Annotated in this window: 24 protein-coding genes and 1 tRNA gene; 13 read left to right on the forward strand and 12 right to left on the reverse strand. The window is 61.4% G+C overall.

Going from position 1 to position 22,552, the window contains the following annotated elements; translation table 11 throughout:
• Nucleotides 1-76 precede the first annotated feature (76 nt).
• Genes ACQY5P_RS05455 through ACQY5P_RS05475 form a run of 5 tightly spaced genes read left to right on the forward strand, consistent with a single transcriptional unit; the run spans nt 77 to nt 5,000 of the window.
• Nucleotides 77-973, forward strand: a complete 897-nt coding sequence (locus tag ACQY5P_RS05455; RefSeq protein ID WP_428409835.1) for an RnfABCDGE type electron transport complex subunit D — start codon at nt 77-79, stop codon at nt 971-973.
• A gap of 13 nt (nt 974-986) precedes the next feature.
• A complete protein-coding gene (locus ACQY5P_RS05460; protein WP_428409836.1) occupies nt 987-2,375 on the forward strand; it encodes a DUF2330 domain-containing protein in 1,389 nt (462 codons plus the stop codon).
• A gap of 55 nt (nt 2,376-2,430) precedes the next feature.
• Entirely contained in the window at nt 2,431-2,985 is a 555-nt protein-coding gene (gene pgsA, locus ACQY5P_RS05465; RefSeq protein ID WP_428409837.1) for a CDP-diacylglycerol--glycerol-3-phosphate 3-phosphatidyltransferase, read from the forward strand.
• Nucleotides 2,982-3,683: a response regulator gene (locus ACQY5P_RS05470; protein WP_428409838.1), complete on the forward strand. Its 702-nt coding sequence runs from the start codon at nt 2,982-2,984 to the stop codon at nt 3,681-3,683. The genes pgsA and ACQY5P_RS05470 overlap by 4 nt, the downstream gene beginning before the upstream one ends.
• Nucleotides 3,684-3,689: 6 nt before the next feature.
• Nucleotides 3,690-5,000 carry an ATP-binding protein gene (locus ACQY5P_RS05475; protein WP_428409839.1) on the forward strand — a complete coding sequence of 437 codons (1,311 nt, stop codon included), beginning with the start codon at nt 3,690-3,692 and terminating at the stop codon, nt 4,998-5,000.
• Between the two features lie 9 nt (nt 5,001-5,009).
• On the opposite strand, the gene proC is transcribed toward ACQY5P_RS05475, so the two are convergent.
• On the reverse strand, nt 5,010-5,819 hold the full coding sequence (gene proC / locus ACQY5P_RS05480) for a pyrroline-5-carboxylate reductase (protein ID WP_428409840.1): 810 nt from the start codon (nt 5,817-5,819) through the stop codon (nt 5,010-5,012).
• Nucleotides 5,820-6,201: 382 nt separating this feature from the next.
• Between proC and ACQY5P_RS05485 the strand changes: the two genes are divergently transcribed.
• Nucleotides 6,202-6,663, forward strand: coding sequence for a hypothetical protein (locus tag ACQY5P_RS05485; RefSeq protein WP_428409841.1), 462 nt, complete (start codon nt 6,202-6,204; stop codon nt 6,661-6,663).
• Nucleotides 6,664-6,703: 40 nt separating this feature from the next.
• Here the strand turns inward: ACQY5P_RS05485 and ACQY5P_RS05490 are convergent, their stop codons facing one another.
• Entirely contained in the window at nt 6,704-7,207 is a 504-nt protein-coding gene (locus ACQY5P_RS05490) for a YbjN domain-containing protein (protein WP_428409842.1), read from the reverse strand.
• Between the two features lie 132 nt (nt 7,208-7,339).
• Nucleotides 7,340-7,579, reverse strand: coding sequence for an accessory factor UbiK family protein (locus ACQY5P_RS05495; RefSeq protein ID WP_428409843.1), 240 nt, complete (start codon nt 7,577-7,579; stop codon nt 7,340-7,342).
• Nucleotides 7,580-7,737: 158 nt separating this feature from the next.
• On the opposite strand from ACQY5P_RS05495, the gene lgt reads away from it, so the two are divergent.
• The 4 genes from lgt to ACQY5P_RS05515 all read left to right on the forward strand — a co-directional run bounded on the left by lgt (nt 7,738) and on the right by ACQY5P_RS05515 (nt 11,508).
• Nucleotides 7,738-8,589, forward strand: coding sequence for a prolipoprotein diacylglyceryl transferase (gene lgt, locus ACQY5P_RS05500; protein ID WP_428409844.1), 852 nt, complete (start codon nt 7,738-7,740; stop codon nt 8,587-8,589).
• Complete coding sequence (locus ACQY5P_RS05505) at nt 8,586-9,695, forward strand: class I SAM-dependent methyltransferase (RefSeq protein ID WP_428409845.1); 1,110 nt, start codon at nt 8,586-8,588, stop codon at nt 9,693-9,695. The genes lgt and ACQY5P_RS05505 overlap by 4 nt, the downstream gene beginning before the upstream one ends.
• Nucleotides 9,695-10,474 carry a peptidoglycan editing factor PgeF gene (gene pgeF / locus ACQY5P_RS05510; protein ID WP_428409847.1) on the forward strand — a complete coding sequence of 260 codons (780 nt, stop codon included), beginning with the start codon at nt 9,695-9,697 and terminating at the stop codon, nt 10,472-10,474. The genes ACQY5P_RS05505 and pgeF overlap by 1 nt, the downstream gene beginning before the upstream one ends.
• Nucleotides 10,475-10,563: 89 nt before the next feature.
• Nucleotides 10,564-11,508: a ribose-phosphate pyrophosphokinase gene (locus ACQY5P_RS05515; RefSeq protein ID WP_428409848.1), complete on the forward strand. Its 945-nt coding sequence runs from the start codon at nt 10,564-10,566 to the stop codon at nt 11,506-11,508.
• A gap of 7 nt (nt 11,509-11,515) precedes the next feature.
• Here ACQY5P_RS05515 and ACQY5P_RS05520 read toward each other — a convergent pair whose 3' ends face one another.
• The 6 genes from ACQY5P_RS05520 to ACQY5P_RS05545 form a co-directional block, all read right to left on the reverse strand.
• Entirely contained in the window at nt 11,516-12,889 is a 1,374-nt protein-coding gene (locus ACQY5P_RS05520) for an amidohydrolase family protein (protein WP_428410636.1), read from the reverse strand.
• Nucleotides 12,890-12,991: 102 nt separating this feature from the next.
• Complete coding sequence (locus ACQY5P_RS05525) at nt 12,992-13,369, reverse strand: VOC family protein (protein ID WP_428409849.1); 378 nt, start codon at nt 13,367-13,369, stop codon at nt 12,992-12,994.
• Between the two features lie 278 nt (nt 13,370-13,647).
• Nucleotides 13,648-14,553, reverse strand: a complete 906-nt coding sequence (gene rimK, locus ACQY5P_RS05530) for a 30S ribosomal protein S6--L-glutamate ligase (RefSeq protein ID WP_428409850.1) — start codon at nt 14,551-14,553, stop codon at nt 13,648-13,650.
• A 12-nt stretch (nt 14,554-14,565) separates the two neighbouring features.
• The gene (locus ACQY5P_RS05535) at nt 14,566-15,042 is read right to left on the reverse strand and encodes an ATP-dependent zinc protease family protein (RefSeq protein WP_428409851.1); all 477 of its coding nucleotides are present in this window, start codon (nt 15,040-15,042) and stop codon (nt 14,566-14,568) included.
• 1 nt (nt 15,043) lies between these two features.
• Nucleotides 15,044-16,162 (reverse strand): CaiB/BaiF CoA transferase family protein, encoded by a 1,119-nt coding sequence (locus ACQY5P_RS05540; protein ID WP_428409852.1) that lies wholly within the window; start codon nt 16,160-16,162, stop codon nt 15,044-15,046.
• Nucleotides 16,163-16,268: 106 nt separating this feature from the next.
• On the reverse strand, nt 16,269-17,357 hold the full coding sequence (locus ACQY5P_RS05545) for a PAS domain S-box protein (protein ID WP_428409853.1): 1,089 nt from the start codon (nt 17,355-17,357) through the stop codon (nt 16,269-16,271).
• Between the two features lie 294 nt (nt 17,358-17,651).
• Here ACQY5P_RS05545 and ACQY5P_RS05550 point away from each other — a divergent pair, with 294 nt between their 5' ends.
• Both ACQY5P_RS05550 and ACQY5P_RS05555 read left to right on the forward strand, forming a co-directional pair.
• Nucleotides 17,652-18,860 carry a pyridoxal phosphate-dependent aminotransferase gene (locus ACQY5P_RS05550; RefSeq protein ID WP_428409854.1) on the forward strand — a complete coding sequence of 403 codons (1,209 nt, stop codon included), beginning with the start codon at nt 17,652-17,654 and terminating at the stop codon, nt 18,858-18,860.
• A 181-nt stretch (nt 18,861-19,041) separates the two neighbouring features.
• Nucleotides 19,042-19,512, forward strand: a complete 471-nt coding sequence (locus tag ACQY5P_RS05555) for a Dps family protein (RefSeq protein ID WP_428409855.1) — start codon at nt 19,042-19,044, stop codon at nt 19,510-19,512.
• A gap of 109 nt (nt 19,513-19,621) precedes the next feature.
• On the opposite strand, the gene ACQY5P_RS05560 is transcribed toward ACQY5P_RS05555, so the two are convergent.
• A tRNA-Thr gene (locus ACQY5P_RS05560) sits at nt 19,622-19,697 on the reverse strand.
• A 179-nt stretch (nt 19,698-19,876) separates the two neighbouring features.
• On the opposite strand from ACQY5P_RS05560, the gene ACQY5P_RS05565 reads away from it, so the two are divergent.
• The gene (locus tag ACQY5P_RS05565) at nt 19,877-20,305 is read left to right on the forward strand and encodes a c-type cytochrome (RefSeq protein WP_428409856.1); all 429 of its coding nucleotides are present in this window, start codon (nt 19,877-19,879) and stop codon (nt 20,303-20,305) included.
• A gap of 3 nt (nt 20,306-20,308) precedes the next feature.
• Here the strand turns inward: ACQY5P_RS05565 and ACQY5P_RS05570 are convergent, their stop codons facing one another.
• On the reverse strand, nt 20,309-21,142 hold the full coding sequence (locus ACQY5P_RS05570) for a class II aldolase/adducin family protein (protein ID WP_428409857.1): 834 nt from the start codon (nt 21,140-21,142) through the stop codon (nt 20,309-20,311).
• 70 nt (nt 21,143-21,212) lie between these two features.
• Entirely contained in the window at nt 21,213-22,499 is a 1,287-nt protein-coding gene (gene egtB / locus ACQY5P_RS05575) for an ergothioneine biosynthesis protein EgtB (RefSeq protein ID WP_428409858.1), read from the reverse strand.
• Nucleotides 22,500-22,552 lie beyond the last annotated feature (53 nt).

The following is a 22,552-nucleotide window of genomic DNA, read 5'->3' on the forward strand; positions in this document are numbered from 1 at the left end:
GCCTTCGCCCCGTTTCCGCCTTGTTCCGCCGCTCTATTGGCCGCCTCAGTAAAACGGACAAACTGACGCCCGCGCCATGGCGAAAGCAATCTTCAATCATCCCCTGTTGAGGGATCCGAGACATTACCAGCTCGCGACCCTCGGGTCGCTGCTCGCATTCGGCGTCACCACCCGCGCCTTCGAGATTTCGCCGCTGCAGATCGCGGCGATTTTCGCAACGTCGCTCTTCGTTCAGTTTCTCGGCTCCTTCATGACGGCGGTGCGGTTCGAACCGCGCAGCGCCATGATTACGTCGCTATCGCTGTCATTGCTCCTGCGCGCTGACGCGCTCGCGCCGTTGATGATCGCGGCGGCCATCGGCGTCGGGTCGAAATTCATGTTTCGGCTTTACGGCAAGCATGTCTTCAACCCGGCCAACGCCGGCATCGTCGCGCTCCTTTTGATGTCGCAGACCGTGATGCCCGGCGCAGCGTGGACCGCCTCCGGCCAATGGGGCTCGGCGATCTGGCTCGCCGCGACGCTCGCTGGCGCGGGGCTATTCGTCACCTATCGCGCAGCACGAATAGACGTGCCGGTGATTTTTCTCGGAACCTTCGCAGCGTTGATCATCGCGCGAGCGTTGTGGCTTGGCGATCCGCTGGCGATCCCGCTTCTAAGGTTGCAGAACGGCGCGCTCATCCTCTTCGCCTTTTTCATGATCTCCGATCCAAAGACGACGCCCGACGGCGCCCTGGCGCGCGGGATTTTCGCCGGCGCCGCGGCGCTGACCGCCTATGCGCTCACCTACCATTTCTTTATCTCTGACGGGATTTTCTACGCGCTGGCGGCTCTGTGCCTTATACGCCCCGTCATCGAAGCCTTCGACCCCGCGCCCCATTACCGCTGGGGCGATCCGGTTTCGCCCCCGCATTTCTTGTCGCGCCTGTTGCGTCCACGACCGCATCCGAAACCTCACACATTGCCTGCCGAATAAAGGGAGAGACCCCATGAACCGTTCCTTGAAGAAGACCCTGTTCGCTGCCGCCTCTGCGGGCGCCGCGCTGGCGCTGACGGGCGGCGCCGTCGCCTTTTGCGGATTCTATGTGGCGAAAGCCGACACCAAGCTTTTCAACAAGGCGTCGAAAGTCGCGATCATGCGCGACGGCGAGCGCACGGTCATCACCATGTCCAACGACTATCAGGGCGATCTTACGGAATTCGCCATGGTGATCCCGGTGCCGGTTGTGCTCGGGGAAGGCCAAATCCACGTCACCGACAACGCCATCATAGATCATCTCGACGCCTACACCGCGCCGCGTCTCGTCGAATATTTCGACGAGGATCCGTGCGACACGATCATCGTCACGGCGCAACGCATGTCGGCGCCCGCTGCCGCCGCCGAAGAGAGCGCCGTCCGCGACCGCAAAGACGGCTACGGCGTCACCATCGAAGCCGAATACACGGTCGGCGAATACGACATTCAGATCCTCTCCGCCGAACAGTCGGACGGGCTCGCCGCGTGGCTGAAAGACAACGGCTACAAGCTGCCCGACGGCGCAGAGGCGACGCTCGGCAGCTATATCAAGCAGAACACCAAATTCTTCGTCGCCAAGATCAATCTCGAGGAACAGGCGCAGACCGGGCTCAAATACCTCCGCCCCTTGCAGATCGCCTTCGAACATCCGCGATTCAGCCTGCCCATCCGCCTCGGCACGGTCAATGCAGACGGCAAGCAGGAATTGTTCGTTTTCGCCCTCACCCGCACCGGCCGCGTCGAGACCACGAATTACCGCACGGTGAAACTGCCCACCGGCCAGAACATCCCGCTGTTCGTCAAAGGCGAGTTCGGCGAGTTCTACAAATCCATGTTCCACGAGCAGGTGGAGAAGGAAAACGGCCGCGCCGTCTTTCTTGAATACGCCTGGGACATGAACTGGTGCGATCCTTGCGCCGCCGATCCCTTGTCGCAGGATGAACTGCGCGAGCTTGGAGTCTACTGGCTCGACGGCGGGACCGGCTCGGGCATTCTGCCCCGGCGCCCGGCGCCAGGCGGCGCGCAGGACGTCTTCGTGACGCGCCTTCACGTTTCCTATGACGCCGAACATTTTCCCGAAGATCTGATGTTCAAGGAAACCGGCGACCGTTCCAATTACCAAGGCCGTTATGTGCTGCGTCATCCGTATAAAGGCGATGCGACATGCGAGGCGGCGGACGCCTATCGCGCCGAACTGCCGAAACGTTTCGAGGCGGAGGCGCAGACGCTGGCCAGCCTCACCGGCTGGGACATCGACGATATCCGCGAGAAGATGGACGATGGCGGCCAGAGCTTCACCCCGCCGACACCGACGCCCTGGTGGAAGAAACTCTGGGGCGGCGAAGACAAGAAAGAAGGCTAAAGGGGCCTGCACCTGCACTGGAGATTGATAGCGGCGCGGTCTATCTTGCCGCCCCATGGCCAATCTCATCACGCTGGCGCGCATGGCGCTCGTTATTCCGTTCGTGTTCGCTTTTCTCGCAAATGCGCCCTGGAACATGACCGCCGCGCTTGTCATTTTCGTTATCGCCGCCCTCACCGACTTCGTTGACGGGCGCGTCGCCCGCGCGCGCGGCGAGACGTCGGCGCTCGGCGCCGCGCTCGATCCTATCGCCGACAAGCTTCTTATCGCCGCGGCGCTGATCCTGCTTGCGCGCAACGGTGTCATCGCCGGTTTCGGGGTTGTCGCCGTCATTATCATTATCCTGCGCGAAATTCTCGTGAGCGGTCTTCGCGAAGCGCTGGCGGCCGCGCAGAAAACTCTCGCCGTGACGCCGCTCGCCAAATGGAAAACAACGGCGCAATTGATCGCCGCCGGCCTGATGCTCGCCGCCGCGCCGACGGGGATCGCCGGGGAGGCGTTGCGTCCTGTGGCAAGTGCGGCCTTATGGCTCGCGGCGATACTGACCCTCTGGACCGGCGCCGAATACGCCCTGCGAGCCGCCGAGCTGTTGCGGGGCGAACGGGCATGAAAACGCCGAAGCAGAGCATCCCCGAGGACGCGGCGCATGTGCTCATCGTCGATGATGACGACCGCATCCGCAATCTGTTGAAGCGCTATTTGAGCGAAAACGGTTTCCGGACTTCAGTCGCCGGCAATGCGAAAGAGGCGCGCGCGCTCATGGCCTCAGTGGATTTCGACATTCTCGTGCTCGACGTGATGATGCCGGGCGAAAGCGGCTTCGAGCTGACAAAATCCGTGCGCGCCGCCTCCAACGTCCCGATCCTCTTGCTGACCGCGCGCGGGCTCGCCGAAGACCGCATCGAGGGACTTGAAACCGGCGCTGACGACTATCTCTCCAAACCGTTCGAGCCGCGCGAGCTGTTGCTGCGAATCAATTCGCTCTTACGCCGCGCGGCGCCCAAAGGCGCCGAGAAGCGCGAAGTGACATTCGGCGGCTGCACGTTCTCTTTAAGCCGCGGCGAGCTGCGCAAGAATGGCGAGCTTATCCGTCTTACCTCCGGTGAGGCGGCGCTGTTGAAAGCGCTGGCGCAAAAACCGCGCGAGGCGATCAGCCGCGAAGCGCTGGCCGAGCAGACCGCGCAAGGCATGGAGCGCTCCGTCGACGTGCAGGTGACGCGGCTCCGGAAGAAAATCGAGGAAGACCCGCGCGCGCCGATCTTTTTGCAAACCGTGCGCGGCGTCGGCTACGCGCTGATGACGGACTGACGGGACATGCTGCGCCGCTACCTTCCCAAAAGCCTTTACGCCCGGGTGACGCTGATCGTCGTCCTGCCGATCTTTCTGACGCAGGCGATGGTCACCTACATCTTCTTCGCGCGCCACTGGGATCTCGTCACCGCTAACATGTCGGAAAATGTCGCGGGCCAGATCGCCATGGTGACACGGCTTTACAATAAAGCGGAAACAGACGCAGCTCGCGAAGCCGTTATCGTCATGGCGCTGGAAGACCTGCATATGCGCGTGCGCTACGAACCTGAGGCGCCGATCCCCGACAACAATCTCCTCGCGCCGTTCAACGTTCATAACGCCACCCTGAAACGGCGCCTGCGTCACACGCTCCAGCAGCCTTACTGGCTCAACACCCAGAGCTGGCCAGACGATGTGGAGATCCGGGTCTATGAAGGCGACGGCGCGCTCGTCTTTTTTGTCGATCGCGACCGGGTTTTCGCCACCACGGGCCGCATTTTTCTCTTCTGGCTCATCGGCACGTCGATCCTGCTCGGTGTGGTCGCCATCATTTTTATGCGCAACCAGGTGCGCTCTATCCTCAATCTCGCGGATGCGGCCGCCGCTTTCGGCCGCGGGCGCGACGCGCCGAATTACCGGCCCTCCGGCGCGACGGAAGTCCGAAAAGCGGGTTACGCCTTCATCGCCATGCGCGAGCGCATCAAGCGCCATCTGGAACAGCGCACCGCCATGCTCGCCGGCATCAGCCACGATCTCAGAACGCCGCTGACCCGCATCAAGCTGGCCCTCGCCATGCAGCCGGACAGCGAGGATATCAACGATCTGCGCAAGGACGTTGCGGAGATGGAGCGGATGATCGGCGCCTATCTCGACTTCGCCCGCAATGAAGCCGCGGAAGAGGAGCCCGAAACGTTCCGTCTCGCCGAACTTCTAAATGAGATCGCCGGCGATGCGAGACGCGAAGGCCGCGAGATCGAGGTGAACGCGCCAGCAGGCGTTGCGATCGAAGCGCGCTACAGCGCCTTAAAGCGCGCCGTCAGCAATCTCGTCAGCAACGCTTTGCGCTACGCCGATCATGTCTGGCTCGGCGCCCGCCGGTCTGACCGGTATATCGAAATCACCGTTGACGACGACGGACCGGGCATCGACCCGGCGAAATACGAAGAAGTGTTCAAACCGTTCACCCGGCTCGATGAAGCGCGCAATTTGAGCGAGACCGGCGTCGGCATGGGCCTCACCATCGTGCGCGACGTGGCCCGCGCCCATGGCGGCGACGTGACGCTCGAGAAGTCGGACAAAGGCGGGCTCAGAGCGACCATGCGACTGCCGGTATAGTTTGCGGCTTCAGTCAGTGAGTTCGCCCGCGCGTTTCGCGGCGGCCTCAACTGCGGCCTTCACTAACTTGCGCATGGCGGCGTCGTCGCCATCGAAAACTTTCAGCGCCGCTTCCGTCGTGCCGCCGGGCGATGTCACCGCCTTGCGCATCTCCGCCGGGCTTCGCGCATCGGCCTCCATCATGGCGCCGGCGCCAGCGAGGGTCGCGCGGGCGAGCGCGGCCGCAGCGTCCTTATCAAGACCGAGAGCGGCGCCGGCGTCGGCAAGCGCTTCGGTCAGGAGGAAAAAATAGGCAGGACCCGAGCCAGAAACGGCGGTCACGAAATCGATTTCCTGTTCCGTCCGCACCCAGACGGTTTCGCCGGCCGCGCGCATCAGCGTTTCGATGACGGCACGGCCTTGGGCGTCGATAGCGTCCGGCGCATAAAGCCCCGATACGCCTTTGCCGATGGCCGCGGGCAAATTCGGCATCACGCGCGCGACGCGCGGCGCGCCGTTCAGCATTTTCACGATGCTAGCGACGCTCTTTCCCGCCATCACGGAAATGACGATGGATTCTTTGGCAATTGCTGCGTACTGCGGCAGCACATCGGCGGCGGCCTGGGGCTTCACCGCAAGGACCATCGCGTCGAATGGCCCCTCGCTCTTGTTAACGGCGACGCCTTTCTGGGCGCACAAGCCGGCCATCTCCGTCTTTATATTAGGATCGAAGACGGCGGAGCACGCCGGATCGATGGAACCGGCGGCAAGCCAGCCTTTCAACAAAGCGCCGCCCATGGCGCCGGCGCCGATGAGCGCAACGGAAGGTCTATCAGTCATGGCCTGGACCATAGGCGCCGCGCCGCAGGAGATAAAGCGCCTCGCGATTCCCGCCGCGCATCTTGCAGCCGCATGTTCATTGGCCTGCAGCGGAATGTGGCGCCATTTAACATTTTCTGCTCACTGCTTTCAAACTCCCGATTCCTTCGGCGCGCATTCGCCGCCGCGCGCGAACGCCGCCATCAATCCGGCGTTATCGCCATTTCACGACGCGTCCAAACGGATGCGTCCTTTCCAATCCGGAAGATCATAGCTCTGTCCCGAAGGTGGTGGATAACTATTCACCAACACTGGGAAATATTGAAGAATTCGCCGATGGGATGTGTTTTTCGCGTTATTGGGGTGGGCGCTTTGATCTATATAACATTGCATGTCGCCTGAAATGGACAAAGTCGGATTAGTCAGCAACGCCGTTGATGCGTCAATCGCGTCCTGGGAAGCCTTGAAAGCTAACCCCTACATAGAGGCCAGTCCCGAATTTATGAATTTTGCTCAAAGCCTTTTGAAGATGGTGGAAGACAAACAAATTTCGCAATCCGATGCAGCTTTCCCACTACTCTTATCAACAATAGCGGGGCTATCAACTTTGGAGGAAACCTCTGACCTCGAGAGGCTTCTAAAAGCAGCTACGAATGCCTATTCGGTCAGCGAGAAGATTGCGATAGGCAACCACGAAAGGAATTGCCTTAAATCTATCGTAGCACAAATGCTCTCGCGCAACTTCAACCGAGACTTGGCGGCGGCGTATCCAAGTGAAGCATTCGATCGCACGGCTCTCGGGCCGGAGGTTCTGCGTTTTTTAAACGCCTATGAACTTCGGCGGGGAAAACTATCTCGACTTTGATGCAGACCACTCCCAGAAGCAAACTTATAGCCTGCAATGCTTACGCATTCCCTTGCGTTTCAAAGAGCGACGCGCGCAGCGCTTCATCCGGGCTCTTGCCGCCCCAGATCAGGAAGTTGAACGCCGGATAGAACCGGTCCACGGCCTCGCTCGCCGCGCGGATCAGGGCTTCGCCCTGCACGCTGTCGAGGCCGCCTTCTTCGGTGAGCAGCGCGGCGTTGCGGTAGACGATGGAATGATCCTCCGCCCACAGATCGAAATGGCCGATCCACAGACGCTCGTTGATCATGACCACGAGACGGCTCGCCTCATCGAGACGGCCGACCGGCGCTTTGAGATCGAGCGGCGCCCCCATCTGCAGCGTCGCGAGCTCCGGCCGCCAGGTGAACCACAGCCCGATATCGCGCCAAACGCCGGGCAGCATCACATGAAGTTCATGCTCGCCGGCGCGCTCCATTTCGAACTCGAGGCCCGCCGCAGCGGCTTCCAGCGCCTTTAGCGGATTAACAGCCTGCTTCGGTTTGCGGATGAGTTCGATGGACATGGCGCCTCTTTTCTCGGCCTAATTCGCGAATTGCGCGACATTCTCTTGCCGCTTGCAACCCGCATGTCGCGTCGATTCGGGGCGCGTAGAAATGATTCGATTGCGCTGGTTTTCCTCAAACTCTTGGGGGAATTAACGATTCTCCAGCGCGTCGAGGCGCGCTTTCAACGATTCGTTTTCCTCGCGGGCGAGCCGCGCCATTTCCTTCACCGCCTCGAATTCGTCTCGGGTGACGACATCCATATCGGCGAGGAGGCTCTGCAAGCGGCTGCGCATCATGGTCTCCGCCTCGCGCCGGACGCCATCGGCTGCGCCCGCGGCTTCCGTCATCAGCTTGGCGATTTCGTCGAAAATGGCGCTCTGGGTCTGCATGGGAAACTCCTTTTGGGGAGGAATATAGGGGCTCGGTTCCGGCTTTTCAGCTTCAATCTTGCCGCATGCCTTCCAGGGAAAGGACGCCGGGGCGACAGGAGCGGCAAAGCGCGCTATTGAGACGCGCGACATCTCCCGAGACGCGTTTCAGGCCGGTTATGAGCGTTCCCTACCCTACGATCGATCCCGTTCTTTTCAAGATCGGCCCGTTTTCCCTGCGCTGGTATTCGCTGGCCTATATTGGCGGACTGGCCGCCGGCTGGTGGTATCTGACGCGGCTCATCAAGAAGACCGCGCTGTGGCCGCAATCCGGCCCGCCGGTGACGCGCCAGCAGCTTGACGACGTGATCTTCTGGGTCGCCATCGGCGTCATGGCCGGCGGGCGGCTCGGCTATCTCTTTTTTTACGAACCGAACCTCATCATCGCGCCCTGGGAGAAGCTTTTCGGCGTCGTCCCCTTCCCGCCGGCGCTGATGACCTGGAATGGCGGCATGTCGTTTCATGGCGGGCTCATCGGCGTGACGCTGGTGGGGATATGGTTTGCGCGGAAGCACAAGATCGGCATGCTGTCGCTTGGCGACATGTTCGCCTGCGCGACGCCTATCGGCTTGTTCTTCGGGCGCATCGCCAATTTCATCAATGGCGAGCTTTACGGACGCCCCTGGGATGGACCGTGGTCCATGGTGTTTCCGACGGACCCGGACCGGCTTCCCCGTCACCCGAGCCAACTTTACGAAGCCGCGCTTGAAGGCGTCGCGCTGTTCACCATTCTTTTCTTTGCAACGCGCAAATTCGGATTGCTGAAACGCCCCGGCGCGACCATGGGGCTGTTCCTGTTCGGTTACGGGATTTCGCGCATCATTGTCGAAAATTTCCGCGAGCCCGACGCGCATATGCCCGACTTCCCGCTCGGCCTCACCATGGGGATGATGCTTTCGGTTCCGATGCTGCTCCTCGGCGCGTGGCTGGTCTGGCGCACTTTCGCGCAGAAGCAAAAGGCGGCGGCATGAGCGGCGACATTCCGGAAACGACGCCGCTGGAAGAACGCCTGATCGACCTTATCAAACTGAAAGGGCCGATCACCATCGCCGACTACATGACCGATGCGCTGACGCATCCGCATGAAGGCTATTACATGCAAAGCTCGCCCATCGGGGCCGATGGCGACTTTACGACGGCGCCCGAGATCAGCCAGGTGTTCGGCGAACTGATCGGCCTCTGGCTGGTGGAAGCGTGGCAGGCCATGGGCTCGCCCGCAGCCTTTAATCTCATCGAGCTCGGGCCGGGCCGCGGCGTCCTGATGGCGGATATTCTGCGCGCGGCGCGGCTGCGGCCCGGTTTTGCAAAAGCGGCGCAGGTGTGGCTGCTCGAAACGTCAGGCCGCTTGCGCCTCGAACAGCAGAAACGATTGAAGCCTACGGAAGCGAAACCTTTATGGGCCGATGACTATGCCGACATCCCGCCGGCGCCGTCGCTGATCGTCGCCAACGAATTTTTCGACTGCCTGCCGATCCGCCAGTTCGAGCGCATCAAGTCCGGCTGGCGCGAAAGGCTCGTGGGGCTCGATGAAAAAACCGGGCGGCTGGGCTTCACGCTCGGCAAGACGCCGCCGCCGCCCGACTACGATCTCCCCTCCGTGGAAGAAAGCAAGGAAGGCGACATTTTCGAAATCTCCTTCGAGACGCGCAAATTCGCCGCCGAAATCTGCAAGACCCTGATCGAACAGGGCGGCCATGCGCTGATCATCGATTACGGGCATATGGAGCGCGGGCTTGGCGACACGCTGCAGGCGGTCAGGAATCACAAATACTGGCCGCCGCTCGCTTCGCCCGGCCGCGCCGACCTCACCGCCCATGTGGATTTCGAAAGCCTCGCCGACGCCGCGATTGACGCCGGCGCGGCGGCGCATGGGCCGGTGACGCAAGGACGGTTTCTCGACCGCCTCGGCCTCGCTTTGCGGGTCGAGGCCTTGTGCAAGGGGCAGACGCCGGAAAACGCCGATGCGATACGTTCGGGCGCCGCGCGCATCGCCTCGCCCGGCGCCATGGGCGAGATTTTCAAGGTGATGTGTCTTTCGGCGCCGAACCTGCCTGTTCCGGCGGGGTTTGAGAGCTGATGTCTTCTCCGCCCTATCTCGTCTCCCCGTTGCTCGATGCGGCAGGCGTCGCGCATGGATTTTTCTCCCGCGCGGGCGGCGTTTCCGAACCGCCTTACGCCAGCCTCAACACCGGCCCCGGCTCCGACGACCGGCCGGAAAACGTCGCCGAGAACCGCCGCCGCTGCGCGATTGCGCTGGGGGTCGCGCCAGACCGGCTGATGACCGCCTATCAGGTGCATTCACCGGATGTGCGCGTGGTCGACGGCCCCTGGAAGAACGGCCCGGAACAGGTGGACGCCATGGTGACGAAAACGCCGGGACTGGCGCTGGGCGCCCTCGCCGCCGACTGCATGCCTTTCCTCTTCGCCGAGCCCGAAGCAAGCATTGTCGCGGCCGCCCACGCAGGCTGGCGCGGCGCCCTTGCCGGGGTCCTCGAAAACACCGTCGCGGAAATCGTGAGGCTGGGCGGCAAGCGGGAAAAGATCGTCGCCGCCGTCGGCCCGTGTCTGCGCCAGTCGAACTTTGAAATCGGCCTCGACCTTCTCGAAACATTTACCGCCAAGCACCCTGAAGCAGAACGATTTTTCGCCCCCGGTCTCACATCCGACAAACGCCAGCTCGACCTTGTGGGATTCGGTCGCTGGCGCCTTGAAACCGCAGGCGTGACAGAGCTCGACGATATCGGCCTTTGCACCCTCGCCGAACCGGACCGATTCTTCAGCTATCGCGCCATGCGCCGCCGCGGCGAAGCCGATTATGGGCGCAATCTTTCGGCCATAGCCTTGAAAGCAAACTGAAAAGGAAATCCCCGCTCAAACGGGTTGCGCTGCAGTCAAGAAACCGTCATGAAGCCCGCGCTGTCACGGGAATTGCGAGGGGTCGCTCCATGAAACTGATCGCCGGGAACTCCAACCGCCGGTTAAGCGAAGCCATTGGGCGCAAGCTCTCCACCCCCCTCGCCGAAGCCGAAATCAAGACCTTCAAGGACGGCGAAGTCTTCGTCGAAATCCAGGAAAACGTTCGCGGCGAAGACGTCTTCGTCATTCAGTCCACAGCCTATCCGGCGAACGACAATCTGATGGAGCTCCTGATCACGACGGACGCGCTGTCGCGCGCTTCGGCGAGCCGCATCACCGCCGTCATCCCCTATTTTGGCTACGCCCGTCAGGACCGCAAAGCCGGTCCAAGAACGCCGATTTCGGCCAAGCTCGTCGCCAACCTCATCACCACGGCGGGCGCCGACCGGGTTCTCACCGTCGATCTCCATGCCGGCCAGATCCAGGGCTTTTTCGACATCCCCACGGACAATCTCTACGCCGTCAAGGAATTCGAGCGGCGCATCAAGGAGCTGCACAATGGCGATCTCGATCAGGTGACCGTCGTGTCGCCTGACGTCGGCGGCGTGGTGCGCGCCCGCGCGCTCGCCAAGCGCCTCAAGGACCGTCCCCTCGCCATCGTCGACAAGCGCCGCGAAGGGCCAGGACTTTCGGAAGTGATGAACATCATCGGCGAAGTCAAAGACCGCCATTGCATCATCTTTGACGACATCGTCGATTCAGGCGGCACGCTGTGCAACGCCGCGCAGGCGATTATGGATAAGGGCGCGAAGTCGGTCACCGCCTGCGTCACCCATGGCGTCCTGTCCGATCATGCGGAACGCCGCGTGATGGCCGCCGACGCGTTGACGCGGCTCATCATCACCGACTCCATCGAAGCCTTGAAGGATGTCGCCGAGTGCCCGAAGATCGAGCAGATCTCCATTGCGACGCTCCTCGCGGAAGCCATCCGCCGCATCGCCAACGAAGAGTCGGTGTCGAGCCTTTTCGACTGATGGGTTTCTAAAGATTTTCCTCGACCGGAACGCCGTCGCGCTTGTAAACGACGCCGCCTTTCATCACGAAATCGACGTGCTGTAGCAAGTTGATGTATTCGAGGACGTCGCCCTCGACCGCGATAATGTCCGCTTTCTTGCCCGCGGAGACCGTGCCGAGTTCGTCCTCGACGCCCATCATGACGGCCGGCCAGTAGACGGCGGCGCGGATCACATCCATCACCGGCACGCCCATGACGCGCACCAGGACGTCCATCTCATTCCAGGTGGACTGGCAGTGAAACTTCATGGGAATGCCGCTGTCAGTGCCGATCAGGAAGACGACGCCCGCTTCTCGCAATTGCTCGATCTTGCGCTTCAAGGTTGGTTTGCGCAGCGGCGTCAGGCGCGTATAGCCGAGCTGTCCCGGTTCGGCGATTGACTGTTCAATGTCGGCGATGGTGTCGGGCTTCAAGCCTCTCTTCCAGCACTCGCCGTCGAGCTTTTCCGGGTTCGCGACGGTGCGGTCGAAATTCCAGAGGCCTTCGACCGTCGGCGTCCAGTAAAGCGGCCCGCCCGCGATGCGGCCCGTCGCCGTGCGTTCGCGCAGGGCGGCGATAACATCGGCCGGATATTCCGGCGCCGTTGTCAGCCCCGTATGCTCGAAATTATCGACGCCGATCTCGAGCCCCACGCGGATTTCGTTAGGGCGATGTGAGTGCGCGACGACTTTCATGCCGCGCTTGTGGGCTTCATCGACAATCGCCGCGGCCACGCCCTTCGGCATTTTGTCCTGATCGATGAGCTTGACGATGTCCATGCCGGCCTCGTCGAGCGTCCGGACTTTCGCGCGCGCATCGCCGGCGCTCGTCACCGCCCAGCGATAGCCCTTTTCCCAGTCATCGACTTCCGCCTGAAGAAACGGCCCGGACATGAAGAGACGCGGCGCCGGGATCTCGCCGCGCGCGGCGCGTTCTTTCAAACTCTTTGAAGCTTCGAGCGGCGCGCCAAGATCGCGCGTCGAGGTGACGCCCGCGAGCAGCAGCTGCACCGCGCTCGCCGGCATGATCTCGTCGGCGAAGCGGTCGAAATAATTCGCCTGCCAATGCGGATAGTCGGCATGACCCGTAAGCTGCAAATGCGCATGCGCCTCCCACAGGCCCGGCAGTACGTCCATCCCTTCGGTTGAGATGACTTCGTATCCCGGCGGCACATCAAGCGTATCCACCGTGCCGACTTCGGTGATCGTGTCGCCGTCGATAAGGATGACGCTGTTCTGGATCGGCGCATGGCCGAAGCCGTCGATCAGCCGCCCGCCCACCAGCGCGGTCTTGTCCTGCGCTTCCGCGCCCGCCGTCAAAAGCCCGAATACCGCCGCGGCCGTAGCCGCCACTCGCCTCATGCGCCCCATGTAACGCCCCTCTCTTTACAAACGGGAGCCAGTTAACGGGACGCCGCGCCCGGACGCAAGCGGCGCCCAAAGATCGGCGGGGGATCAACGGGATCAGCCCGGATCGCAGCCGCCCGGCTCCCAGAGCTGGATCGGGTTGCCTTCCGGATCGAAAAGCTGCGCAAACTTGCCGTTGGGATATTCTTCCGGGTCTACCTCGACATCAATGCCGTTTGCGCGAAGCTGCTTCGCCATGGCCTCGAGATTTTTGACGCGGAAGTTAATCATCCACTGGTTCTTCATGTCGCCGAAATAAGTGGTGTCATGCTTGAACGGCGCGAAGACGGTGGTGCCCGCATTCGTCCGCCAGGCGGGCGTATCATAATCGCCCGGAACCACATTGATGCCGAGATTGTCTTCGTACCATTTCGCGAGTTTTTCGGTGTCCTTGGCGCGGAAGAAGAACCCGCCAATCCCGTCGACTTTTTCCATGGATCGCCTCCCTTTTGCGGAAAGCACATCATGGGCGGTTAAGACTGACAAGGCTGAAGGTCTTGAAAAGACTTGAATTCACCCTTCCGGGTGATCTCTTTAGAGAAAATCTCCTCCCCCGTTTACGGGGTTGATTGGGGCCCCAACCCCAATCAACGTGTCAGCAAAGCTGACGGAGGGGGTTACCCCCATCCCCCGCTTTGCGGGTACTTCCCCCGTGCGCAAACGCGCACAAATATAAGAATCGCGCCTTCGGCGCGGGGCGGGGGAAGAGGATTTCAGCCTTTACCCCGCGTCTTGGTCTTGCCGGGCTTGGCGTTCTTTTCGATCCAGTCGATGAGCTGGTCGGCGACGTCGATGCCGGTCGCCTTCTCCATGCCTTCGAGACCGGGGGAGGAATTCACCTCCATCACCACGGGCCCGTGATTGGAGCGCAGCATGTCGACGCCGCAAAAATTGAGGCCCATGGCTTTCGCCGCGCCCACCGCCGTCGCCCGCTCCTGCGGCGTGATCTTCACTTTCGACGCCGTGCCGCCGCGATGGATGTTGGAGCGGAAGTCGCCTTCCTTGCCTTTGCGCTTCATGGTGGCGACGACCTTGTCGCCGAGAACGATGCAGCGGATGTCCTCGCCGCCGGCCTCCTTGATGAATTCCTGAACGAGAATGTTGGTGTTGACGCCGCCAAAGGCCTGAATGATCGACTCGGCCGCCTTCTGGGTTTCGCCGAGAACGACGCCGATCCCTTGCGTGCCTTCGAGCAGTTTGATGATGACGGGGGCGCCGCCGATCATCTCGAGAATCTCATCGGCCTGGCTGGTGCGATGGGCGAAGACGGTCACCGGCAGGCCGATGCCTTTGCGCGCCAGCAATTGCAGCGACCGCAGCTTGTCGCGAGAGCGTGAAATGGCGACAGACTCGTTAACCGGATAAACGCCCATCATCTCAAGCTGACGCAGAACCGCCGTGCCGTAAAACGTCACCGATGCGCCGATGCGCGGGATCACCGCATCGTAAAGCGGCAATTCCTCGCCGCGGTAACGCACGGTCGGCCGGTGCGAGGTGATGTTGATGTAACAGCGCAAGTGATCGACCACGTCGATCTCGTGGCCGCGCGCTTCAGCCGCTTCGACAATGCGCTTGTGCGAATAGAGAGTCGCATTGCGGCACATGAGTGCGAGTTTCATAATGACAGTCCGTTATTCTTTTTCGTTAGAGCCCAGCAGGTAAGATGCGCCCGGGTCAATCAGGAACTTCCGCCTGAGGGCGTCGCGTCCGATCAGGAGGCGGAACCCCATGGCGTCGCGATTGGTCAGCGTCAAGTCGATTTTCCAGACCTTTCCGTTGAGGCGCAAACGCGTTTCGATCACATATCGTTCCTCTTCCTGTCCATTGGAGGAACGAATGACGCGCCGGTCGGCGATGGGCGCGCTGCAGAAGACTTCCGGTTTTTTCCGGCGCTGCACGGGATGCAGATAGAATTGCACATGATCGGCGCCGTTGATGACAGTTTCGCGAATGCGGAAGGCGTGGATGGCCGAAGATTTTGCGCCCGTATCGATCTTGGCGTTTATGCCTTTGACGTCGAAGTCCGGCAGGTCCGCCCGTTCGCGCCAGCCGATCAACGGTTTTTCTTTTTTCTTTTTGACGGTCTTCTTTTTCGCGGTCCCGGTCACGTCAGAGCACCCCGGCCTCGCGCCAGGCCGCGATCGCCCGGTCATCGACGCCGATTTCCGCAAGGATTTCCTCGGCGTGCTGGCCGGGTGACGGGACAGGCTTCGGATCGGCTGGCGCGGCGCCGTCAAAACGCGGCGCGGCGAGCGCCTGCAGAACGCCGTTTGCTTCTTTGAGGACGCCGCGCGCTTTCATATGCGGATGCGCCGCTGCCTCTGAGGGCGCCAGAACCGGCGCGAAACAGACATCGGTTCCTTCAAGCAGCTTTGTCCAGTCATCGCGCGACCTGGTTTTGAAAATCTCCGCGAAACGTTTTTTCAAGGCGGGCCATTTCGACCCGTCATATTGCGCGGCGAAATCCGCATCGGCGGAAAGATCGAGCTTCTCCAGAAGCTCCGCATAGAATTTCGGCTCCAGCGGCCCGATGGAAATCCAGCCCCCATCCGCACATTCATAGGCGCTGTAGAAATGCGCGCCGTCGAGCATGCTCCTTCCCCGCGCATCAGGCATGGCGCCGGCGGCGCGCACCGAATAAAGCAGGTTCATCATATGCGCCGACCCGTCGACGATGGCGGCGTCGACCACCGTCCCCTCGCCCGTCTCTCTTGCGCGCATGATACCCGCGAGAATGCCGATAGCGAGATAGAGCGCGCCGCCGCCCACATCGCCCACCAGCGTCGGCGGCGGAACAGGCGCTTCGCCTTCGCTCCCGGCATACCATGCCGCGCCCGAGAGGGAGGCGTAATTGATGTCGTGGCCCGCCGTGTGGGACAGCGGCCCTGTCTGGCCCCAGCCGGTTAATCGTCCGTAGACCAATTTTCTGTTGCGCGCCCGGGCCTCGTCGGGGCCGAGCCCCAGCCGCTCCATGACGCCAGGGCGAAGCCCCTCGATCAGCGCGTCGGAGCTAGCGATAATATCGAGGGCGATTTTCTTCGCGTCGTCGTTTTTGAGATCGAGCGCGATAGAGCGCTTGCCGCGTTTGTAGATCGCCGCTTTCCCTGCATCAGCGCCGCCCTTGCGTTCGATGAGAATGACGTCAGCGCCGAGATCGGCCAGCAGCATGCCGCAAAAGGGCCCTGGCCCGAGCCCCTCGAATTCGACAATCCTGACGCCTTGAAGCACTCTCGCCCCTCGATCTTTAGCCCCCGCGCCCAATCAGCGCGGCATTCCGCGTTAATAGGCCACGTTAATGGGGAAGATCGCCGGAGGAGGCAAGCGGCAAGCGCCGTCACTCGGCCGCGTGGATATGGTGGCGGCGCGCCGCCTGTTCATGGAGGCGCCCGCCGCAAAAGACGAAGCCCTCAACGCCCGGCACATAAAGCATGTTGGTGAGACGGCCCGAGAAAGCCACATACTCCCCGCCCTCGCCGGAGCGCATGCAGACATGGGGCAGCGCCATCCCCTCGCCCAGTTGCGACAGAGATTTCTCGCCCACGGCGCGGAACATGGGCATGTCGTCGGGATGCACCATCTCTTTGGTCCGGCGCCCGCGCAGCGCATAGGCCGGCACGCCGAACGCTTTTTCGGCCGAGGGACTCGCGTAAACGACGCGGCCCTCGGGCGAAAAGATCAGCGTCACGTCGAGAGAAGACTCAACAAGCGCGCGGAACCGCTGTTCCGCCGTATGCGCCGTATCGACCTTGCGCCTCAGCGCCGTGAGCAGTTTTTCGTTCTTCGTGTGCAGCAGGATCGACCGGTCGATCATGCGCTGCGTGACGAAAGCGAGATAACCGGTGGCGACGCCATAAAGAACGACCACGGCGGCGATGGCCCATCCGTTCGCGCTGGCGGTGTAGGCGTATGTCGCGGCCAGCGGCGCCAGCGCCGGAATGTTGAACGCAAGAACCGCGCGCCAGGATGAGCCGGCGGATACGATTGACGCCGCCGTCATGCCGGCGAGCACGAAAGGCAGGAAGGCGTGATCGATAACGCCATGCACCGCAAAGATCGGCGCCAGCGCGCCCCACGCCATGCCGTTCAGCGCCATGAAGAAAACATGCAGCTTCGCGAAATTGGAAAGATGCCGCGCACCGACGCCGCCCATGCGATAGCGCAGCCACAAGGCAGCACGGAAAGCCGCAATGGCGAGAATAACGCCTGCCCAAGAGAAAAGGATCTTATGCTCGACCGCGTTCCAGGCGACGGCGAGGGTGACGAGCGCATTAATTGAACTGGCGATGACGGCTGTCAGCGCGCCGCGAAACAGGAGCGCCGCCCGCTCGACCTTGATCTTGACCGCTTCAACCTGCGTCAGCCCTTTCAGGCGGGCCTTGCGGCTGGGAACTTTCGAAATGGCGGTCTGGAGCTCCGCAATCATTACGCTCTCCCTTGTTCCCCGCTGTGCCCCCATGAAATCACAATCGGCGCGCGGGTCAAAACAAAACTTGCGGTTGAAGTTTCTACGGTGATTTTCCCCAGAGGCGTGAAAAATCGCCCCGAGCGGAAGACGTTAACGCCCTGAGCGGCCTCATCGGGTGAAAAGCTAAGGAAACTAACCTTTCTGTTAGCCTGTCTCCGGGCGCGGCAATTGGCGTGCTTAGCCTTCACAAAAACCATTGGTTGCGCCGCAACAAGGGGGTACACAGCCCTCGCATCAGCCTTGGAATCGATAATGAGCAGCTTTCAGACTTCCGACGCCCTCAAGCGCATCAAGCCCTCCCCGACCCTCGCGGCGACCCAGATGGCCCGCGACCTCAAGGCGCAGGGCCGCGACATCATTTCCCTCGGCGCCGGCGAGCCGGATTTCGACACGCCGGATTTCGTCAAGGAAGCGGCGATCAAAGCGATCCGCGACGGCAAGACGAAATACACGAATGTCGACGGCATTCCCGAACTGAAAGAAGCGGTCGCGGCAAAGTTCAAGCGCGATAACGACCTGACTTACACAGTTGGCGAAATAAACGTCGCGCCGGGCGGCAAGGCCGTTCTTTACAACGCGCTGGTGGCGACGCTGAACCCCGGCGACGAAGTCATCATTCCGGCGCCTTACTGGGTCTCCTATCCGGACATGACCTATCTCGCCGGTGGCGAACCGGTGATCGTTCCGACGACGCAGGAAGACAGTTTCAAACTGAAGCCGGAAGATCTTGAAAAGGCGATCACGCCGAAAACCAAATGGTTCATCTTCAACTCGCCGTCGAACCCAACGGGCGCGGCCTATACGCGCGACGAGATCAAGGCGCTGACGGACGTGCTCGTCCGCCATCCCCATGTCTGGATCATGTCCGACGACATGTATGAGCATATCGTCTATGATGATTTCAAATTCTTCACCCCGGCGCAGGTCGAACCGTCGCTGTTCGACCGTACGCTGACGGTCAATGGCGCGTCGAAAGCCTACGCCATGACCGGCTGGCGCCTCGGTTATGCGGGCGGACCGCAACCGCTGATCAAGGCCATGGCGAAAGTCATGTCGCAATCGACATCGAATCCCTGCTCCATCACGCAATATGCCTGCGTTGCCGCGCTGAACGGCGACCAGTCCTTCCTGATCGAGCGCAACAACGCGTTCAAGCAACGCCGCGATCTGGTGGTCGACATGCTGAACGAGGCGGAGGGCCTCTCCTGCGCAAAACCCGAGGGCGCATTCTACGTCTACCCCTCCTGCGCGGGGACCATCGGCAAGACGACGCCGGGCGGCGTGAAAATCGCCACTGACGAGGACTTCACGACGCAGCTGCTGCAGGCTGAGGGCGTCTCGGCGGTGTTCGGGGCCGCCTTCGGCCTCGCCCCGTTCTTCCGCGTCTCCTACGCCGCCTCCATCGACGACATGCGCGACGCCTGCACCCGGATCCAGCGTTTCTGCGCCTCTCTAAAATAATATAGAGGCGCGTGCGCGTCATACATTCGATCAGGGCGCCCCGGCCGTTTTTTAGTGTAGGCTGGGGCCGATAGTTCCATCGATAATATCGAACAATCGTTTTGAGATTATCAATTTGATTGTTTTCGTTGGCGTTCCTATGTCTTGGTCACCATAGGAATAGATAAAGGAGAGAACCCAGATGAAAGTCGATATTGGCATTGAAGAAAACGCCCGCAACGCTGTCGCTGACGCGCTCAACGCGACGCTTGCCGACACCTATTCGCTTTATATGAAAACCCACGCCTATCACTGGAACGTCACGGGCCCGCAATTCCAGACCCTGCATGTGATGTTCGAGGAGCAGTACCGCGAGATGTGGGCGGCGCTAGACGAGATCGCCGAACGGGTGCGCGCCCTTGGCGTTTTCGCGCCGACGAGCGGCAAACAGTTCGCCGAGCTTTCCGGCATCGACAATGCGGACTCGAAACCGCCGCGCGCCGAAGAGATGATTAAGCGCCTGCTCTCCGATCATGAAACCCTGATCAAACGCGCCCGCAAGGGGCTCGAAACCGCCGAAGAAGCAGGCGACGCGGCGAGCGCCGATCTTCTCACCGTGCGCATCCAGACCCATGAAAAAACCGCATGGATGCTGCGTTCGCTCACTCAGTAAGGCTACGGAACGAAATTGACGCAGTAATGTTTGCGCAATAAGCGGCAATTATGGGTTTCTCTTGTCGCTGGCCGGTCCTTGTTGGGCCGGCCTTTTTATATTGGAATGATGGTGCCCCCAGTCCGACTCGAACGAACGACCTACTGATTACAAATCAGTTGCTCTACCAGCTGAGCTATAGGGGCATTGGCCGCACCGATAACGGATTGGAGACGATCTGACTAGAGCCGTTTCGCTTTTTTGCCTTGAGCCAAAACGGCTCTGGATTCTTGTTTGGTCGCGTTTTCGACTGAAAACCGGTTTCCACTTTTCCTGAAAACGCTTCAGGGGGTATAGAGACCCCGTCAATTTTCGGGAATCGCTCATGTATCGCTCTTTCGTCCTTGCCGCCGCCTTTCTCCTCGCCGCCTGCGGGGGCGAGAGCGACAGTTCCGGCGCCGCGCCCGCTGCCCCCGGTCCATCGGCCGCGGCCAGCGAAGCCCCGGCGACCCCGGAGGAGCGCGGCCGCCGCTACTTCAACGAATGCGCCGTCTGCCACACGGTGAAACAGGGAGACGCCCATCGCGTCGGCCCCAACCTTTTCGGCATTGTCGGCCATGAGGCGGGAAAGCAGGACGGGTTCGCCTATTCTAAGGCGCTGGCGGAAGCGAACATCGTCTGGACCGAGGAAAATCTCGGCGCCTTTATTGAAAACCCGCAAGCCTTTTTGCGCGGCAACCGCATGGCCTATGCCGGCCAGCGCGATGCGCAGAAACGCGCCGACCTCATCGCCTATCTGAAGACGCTGAAGTAACGCCTAGACATCAAACCCTGGATTCATTCTGTTCAGCCTGCGGAGCAATCCGGGCCAGGCGAGATTGTCGCCGAGGCCGGGGACGAAAGCGGGCGAGCCCTGCTGCATCACCTTGGCGCTCATTTCCGGGCTTTCCTCGCGCGGGGGTTTCGTGTCCGATTGCGCAAGGATTTGCGCCTTGCAGGCCTGTTCCAGAAAATAGAGGCGCAGGAACGCCGTCGCGCAATTGGCGCCGACGGTCAGCGTGCCGTGATTTCGCAGGATCATGAAATGATGCGCCCCGAGATCGGCGACGAGGCGCTCGCGTTCTTCAAGGTCCGTCGCGATGCCTTCATAGTCGTGATAGGCGAGATCGTCATGCACCACCATGGCGAACTGCGTCAGACGCTTGAGCCCGTCCTGCTGCGCCGACACGGCGACGCCATAGGGGCTGTGCACATGAAGAACCGCATGGGCGTCGTCGCGCGCCATGTGAACGGCCGAGTGAATGGTGAAGCCCGCCGGGTTTGAGAAATAAGGGGTGTCGCCGACAACTTGGCCGTCGACATCGACCTTGATCAGCGCCGAGGCCGTCATTTCGTCGAAGAAAACGCCGTAAGGATTGATGAGGAACCGCGCCTTGCCGCCTTCATCGGGGCAGCGCACGGAAAAATGCGTGAAGATCATGTCGGTCATGCCGTAGATCGACGCCAGACGGTAGGTCGCCGCAAGATCGCAGCGCAAGCGCCACTCCTCGTCGCTCACCTTGCCCTTGAGAGACGGCAGGCTGAGCGGGTCCGGGATATTGAAACCGGGCTCCTTGTCGATGCCTTTGACCACTTTCATCTGCGCCGTCATGACCGTTCCTCCTCGGCTTTCTTCTGAGGTCAAGTTTAGAAGAATACGCCGCCCGGCGCCATGATTGAGATCAGTTAATGTCCCTGGCAAGCCGGAAGCCCGAATATTGCCAGCGCGCGTCGGGCGGGAAGAAATTACGGTAACTGACGCGCAGATGCCCCTCGGGACTGGCGCACGAGCCGCCCCGGAGCACCATCTGGCCGGACATGAACTTGCCGTTGTATTCTCCGACCGCGCCTTCCACGGCCTTGAAGCCCGGATAGGGCAGATAGGCGCTGTGGGTCCATTCCCAGACATCGCCGAAAAGCTGCAGGAGCTCGTCGCCTTGCGGCTGCGGCGCCGCCGCCGGCGGGCGCAGGACCCCGCCTTTCATGAAGCGGCCTTCGGTCGGGAACAGCGACGCCGCCGCCTCCCATTCGACTTCCGTCGGCAGGCGCCCGCCCGCCCAGCTCGCATAGGCCGCCGCCTCGAAATGGCTCACATGCGAAACCGGGGCATGCAGATCAATGTCCCGCTCGCCGAAGAGAGAATATTGCAGCCAGCGCCCCTCCTCCTTGCGCCAGTAAAGCGGCGCGTCCCAGCCTTCCGCCTGCACCGCGTCCCAACCGTCGGAGAGCCAGTGATCGGGGGTTTCATAGCCGCCGTCTTCAATAAAGGCGATAAACTCTGCATTGGTCACCGGCCGGTTCGCAAGTTCGAATGGATGAAGATAGATCTTGTGGCGCGGGCCTTCATTGTCGAACGCAAAACCGACGCCGTCCCAGCCGATGTCGCAGAGGCCGCCTTCCATCCGCCGCCAGCGCATCGCCGGCGCCGCCTTGCGCTCAGCATCGGCGGGAAGTTCGTAAACGACCGGCTTGGTCGGATTGAACGACATGGCGTGCTGCAGATCGGTGACCAGCAATTCCTGATGCTGTTCTTCATGAGCGAAACCGAGGGCGAGCAGCGGCGCGATCGCAGCGAGCGTTTCTTCGCCGGCCTTTTCGATGAACGCCGTCAACGCCTCGTTCACATGCGCGCGATAAGCGTAGACCATCTCGAGCGACGGGCGCGAGACAAGCCCGCGGATGTCACGGGGATGCCGGTCGCCGACGCCGTTATAGTAGGAGTTGAAGAGATAGCAGAAATCGGGGTGAAACGGCTCATAATCCGGCGCATGGGGCGTCAGGATGAAGGTCTCGAAAAACCAGCTCGTATGGGCGAGGTTCCATTTGACCGGGCTTGCCGCCTCCATGGACTGCAAGAGGCAATCCTCCGGAGACAGGGGCGCCGCGAGCGCCTCGCTGTCCGCCCTGACGCGGCGGAATCTTTCGACTATAGTGGCGCGGTCGAGATCGGCGGGAAAATCTAAAGGCATCGGCTTCCATGACGTTAAATAAAGATCAGGCGGCAGATCGCATCATAAACCGA

Origin of the sequence: Hyphococcus sp. (assembly GCF_965267305.1) — a bacterium.
Classification (GTDB): domain Bacteria; phylum Pseudomonadota; class Alphaproteobacteria; order Caulobacterales; family Parvularculaceae; genus Hyphococcus.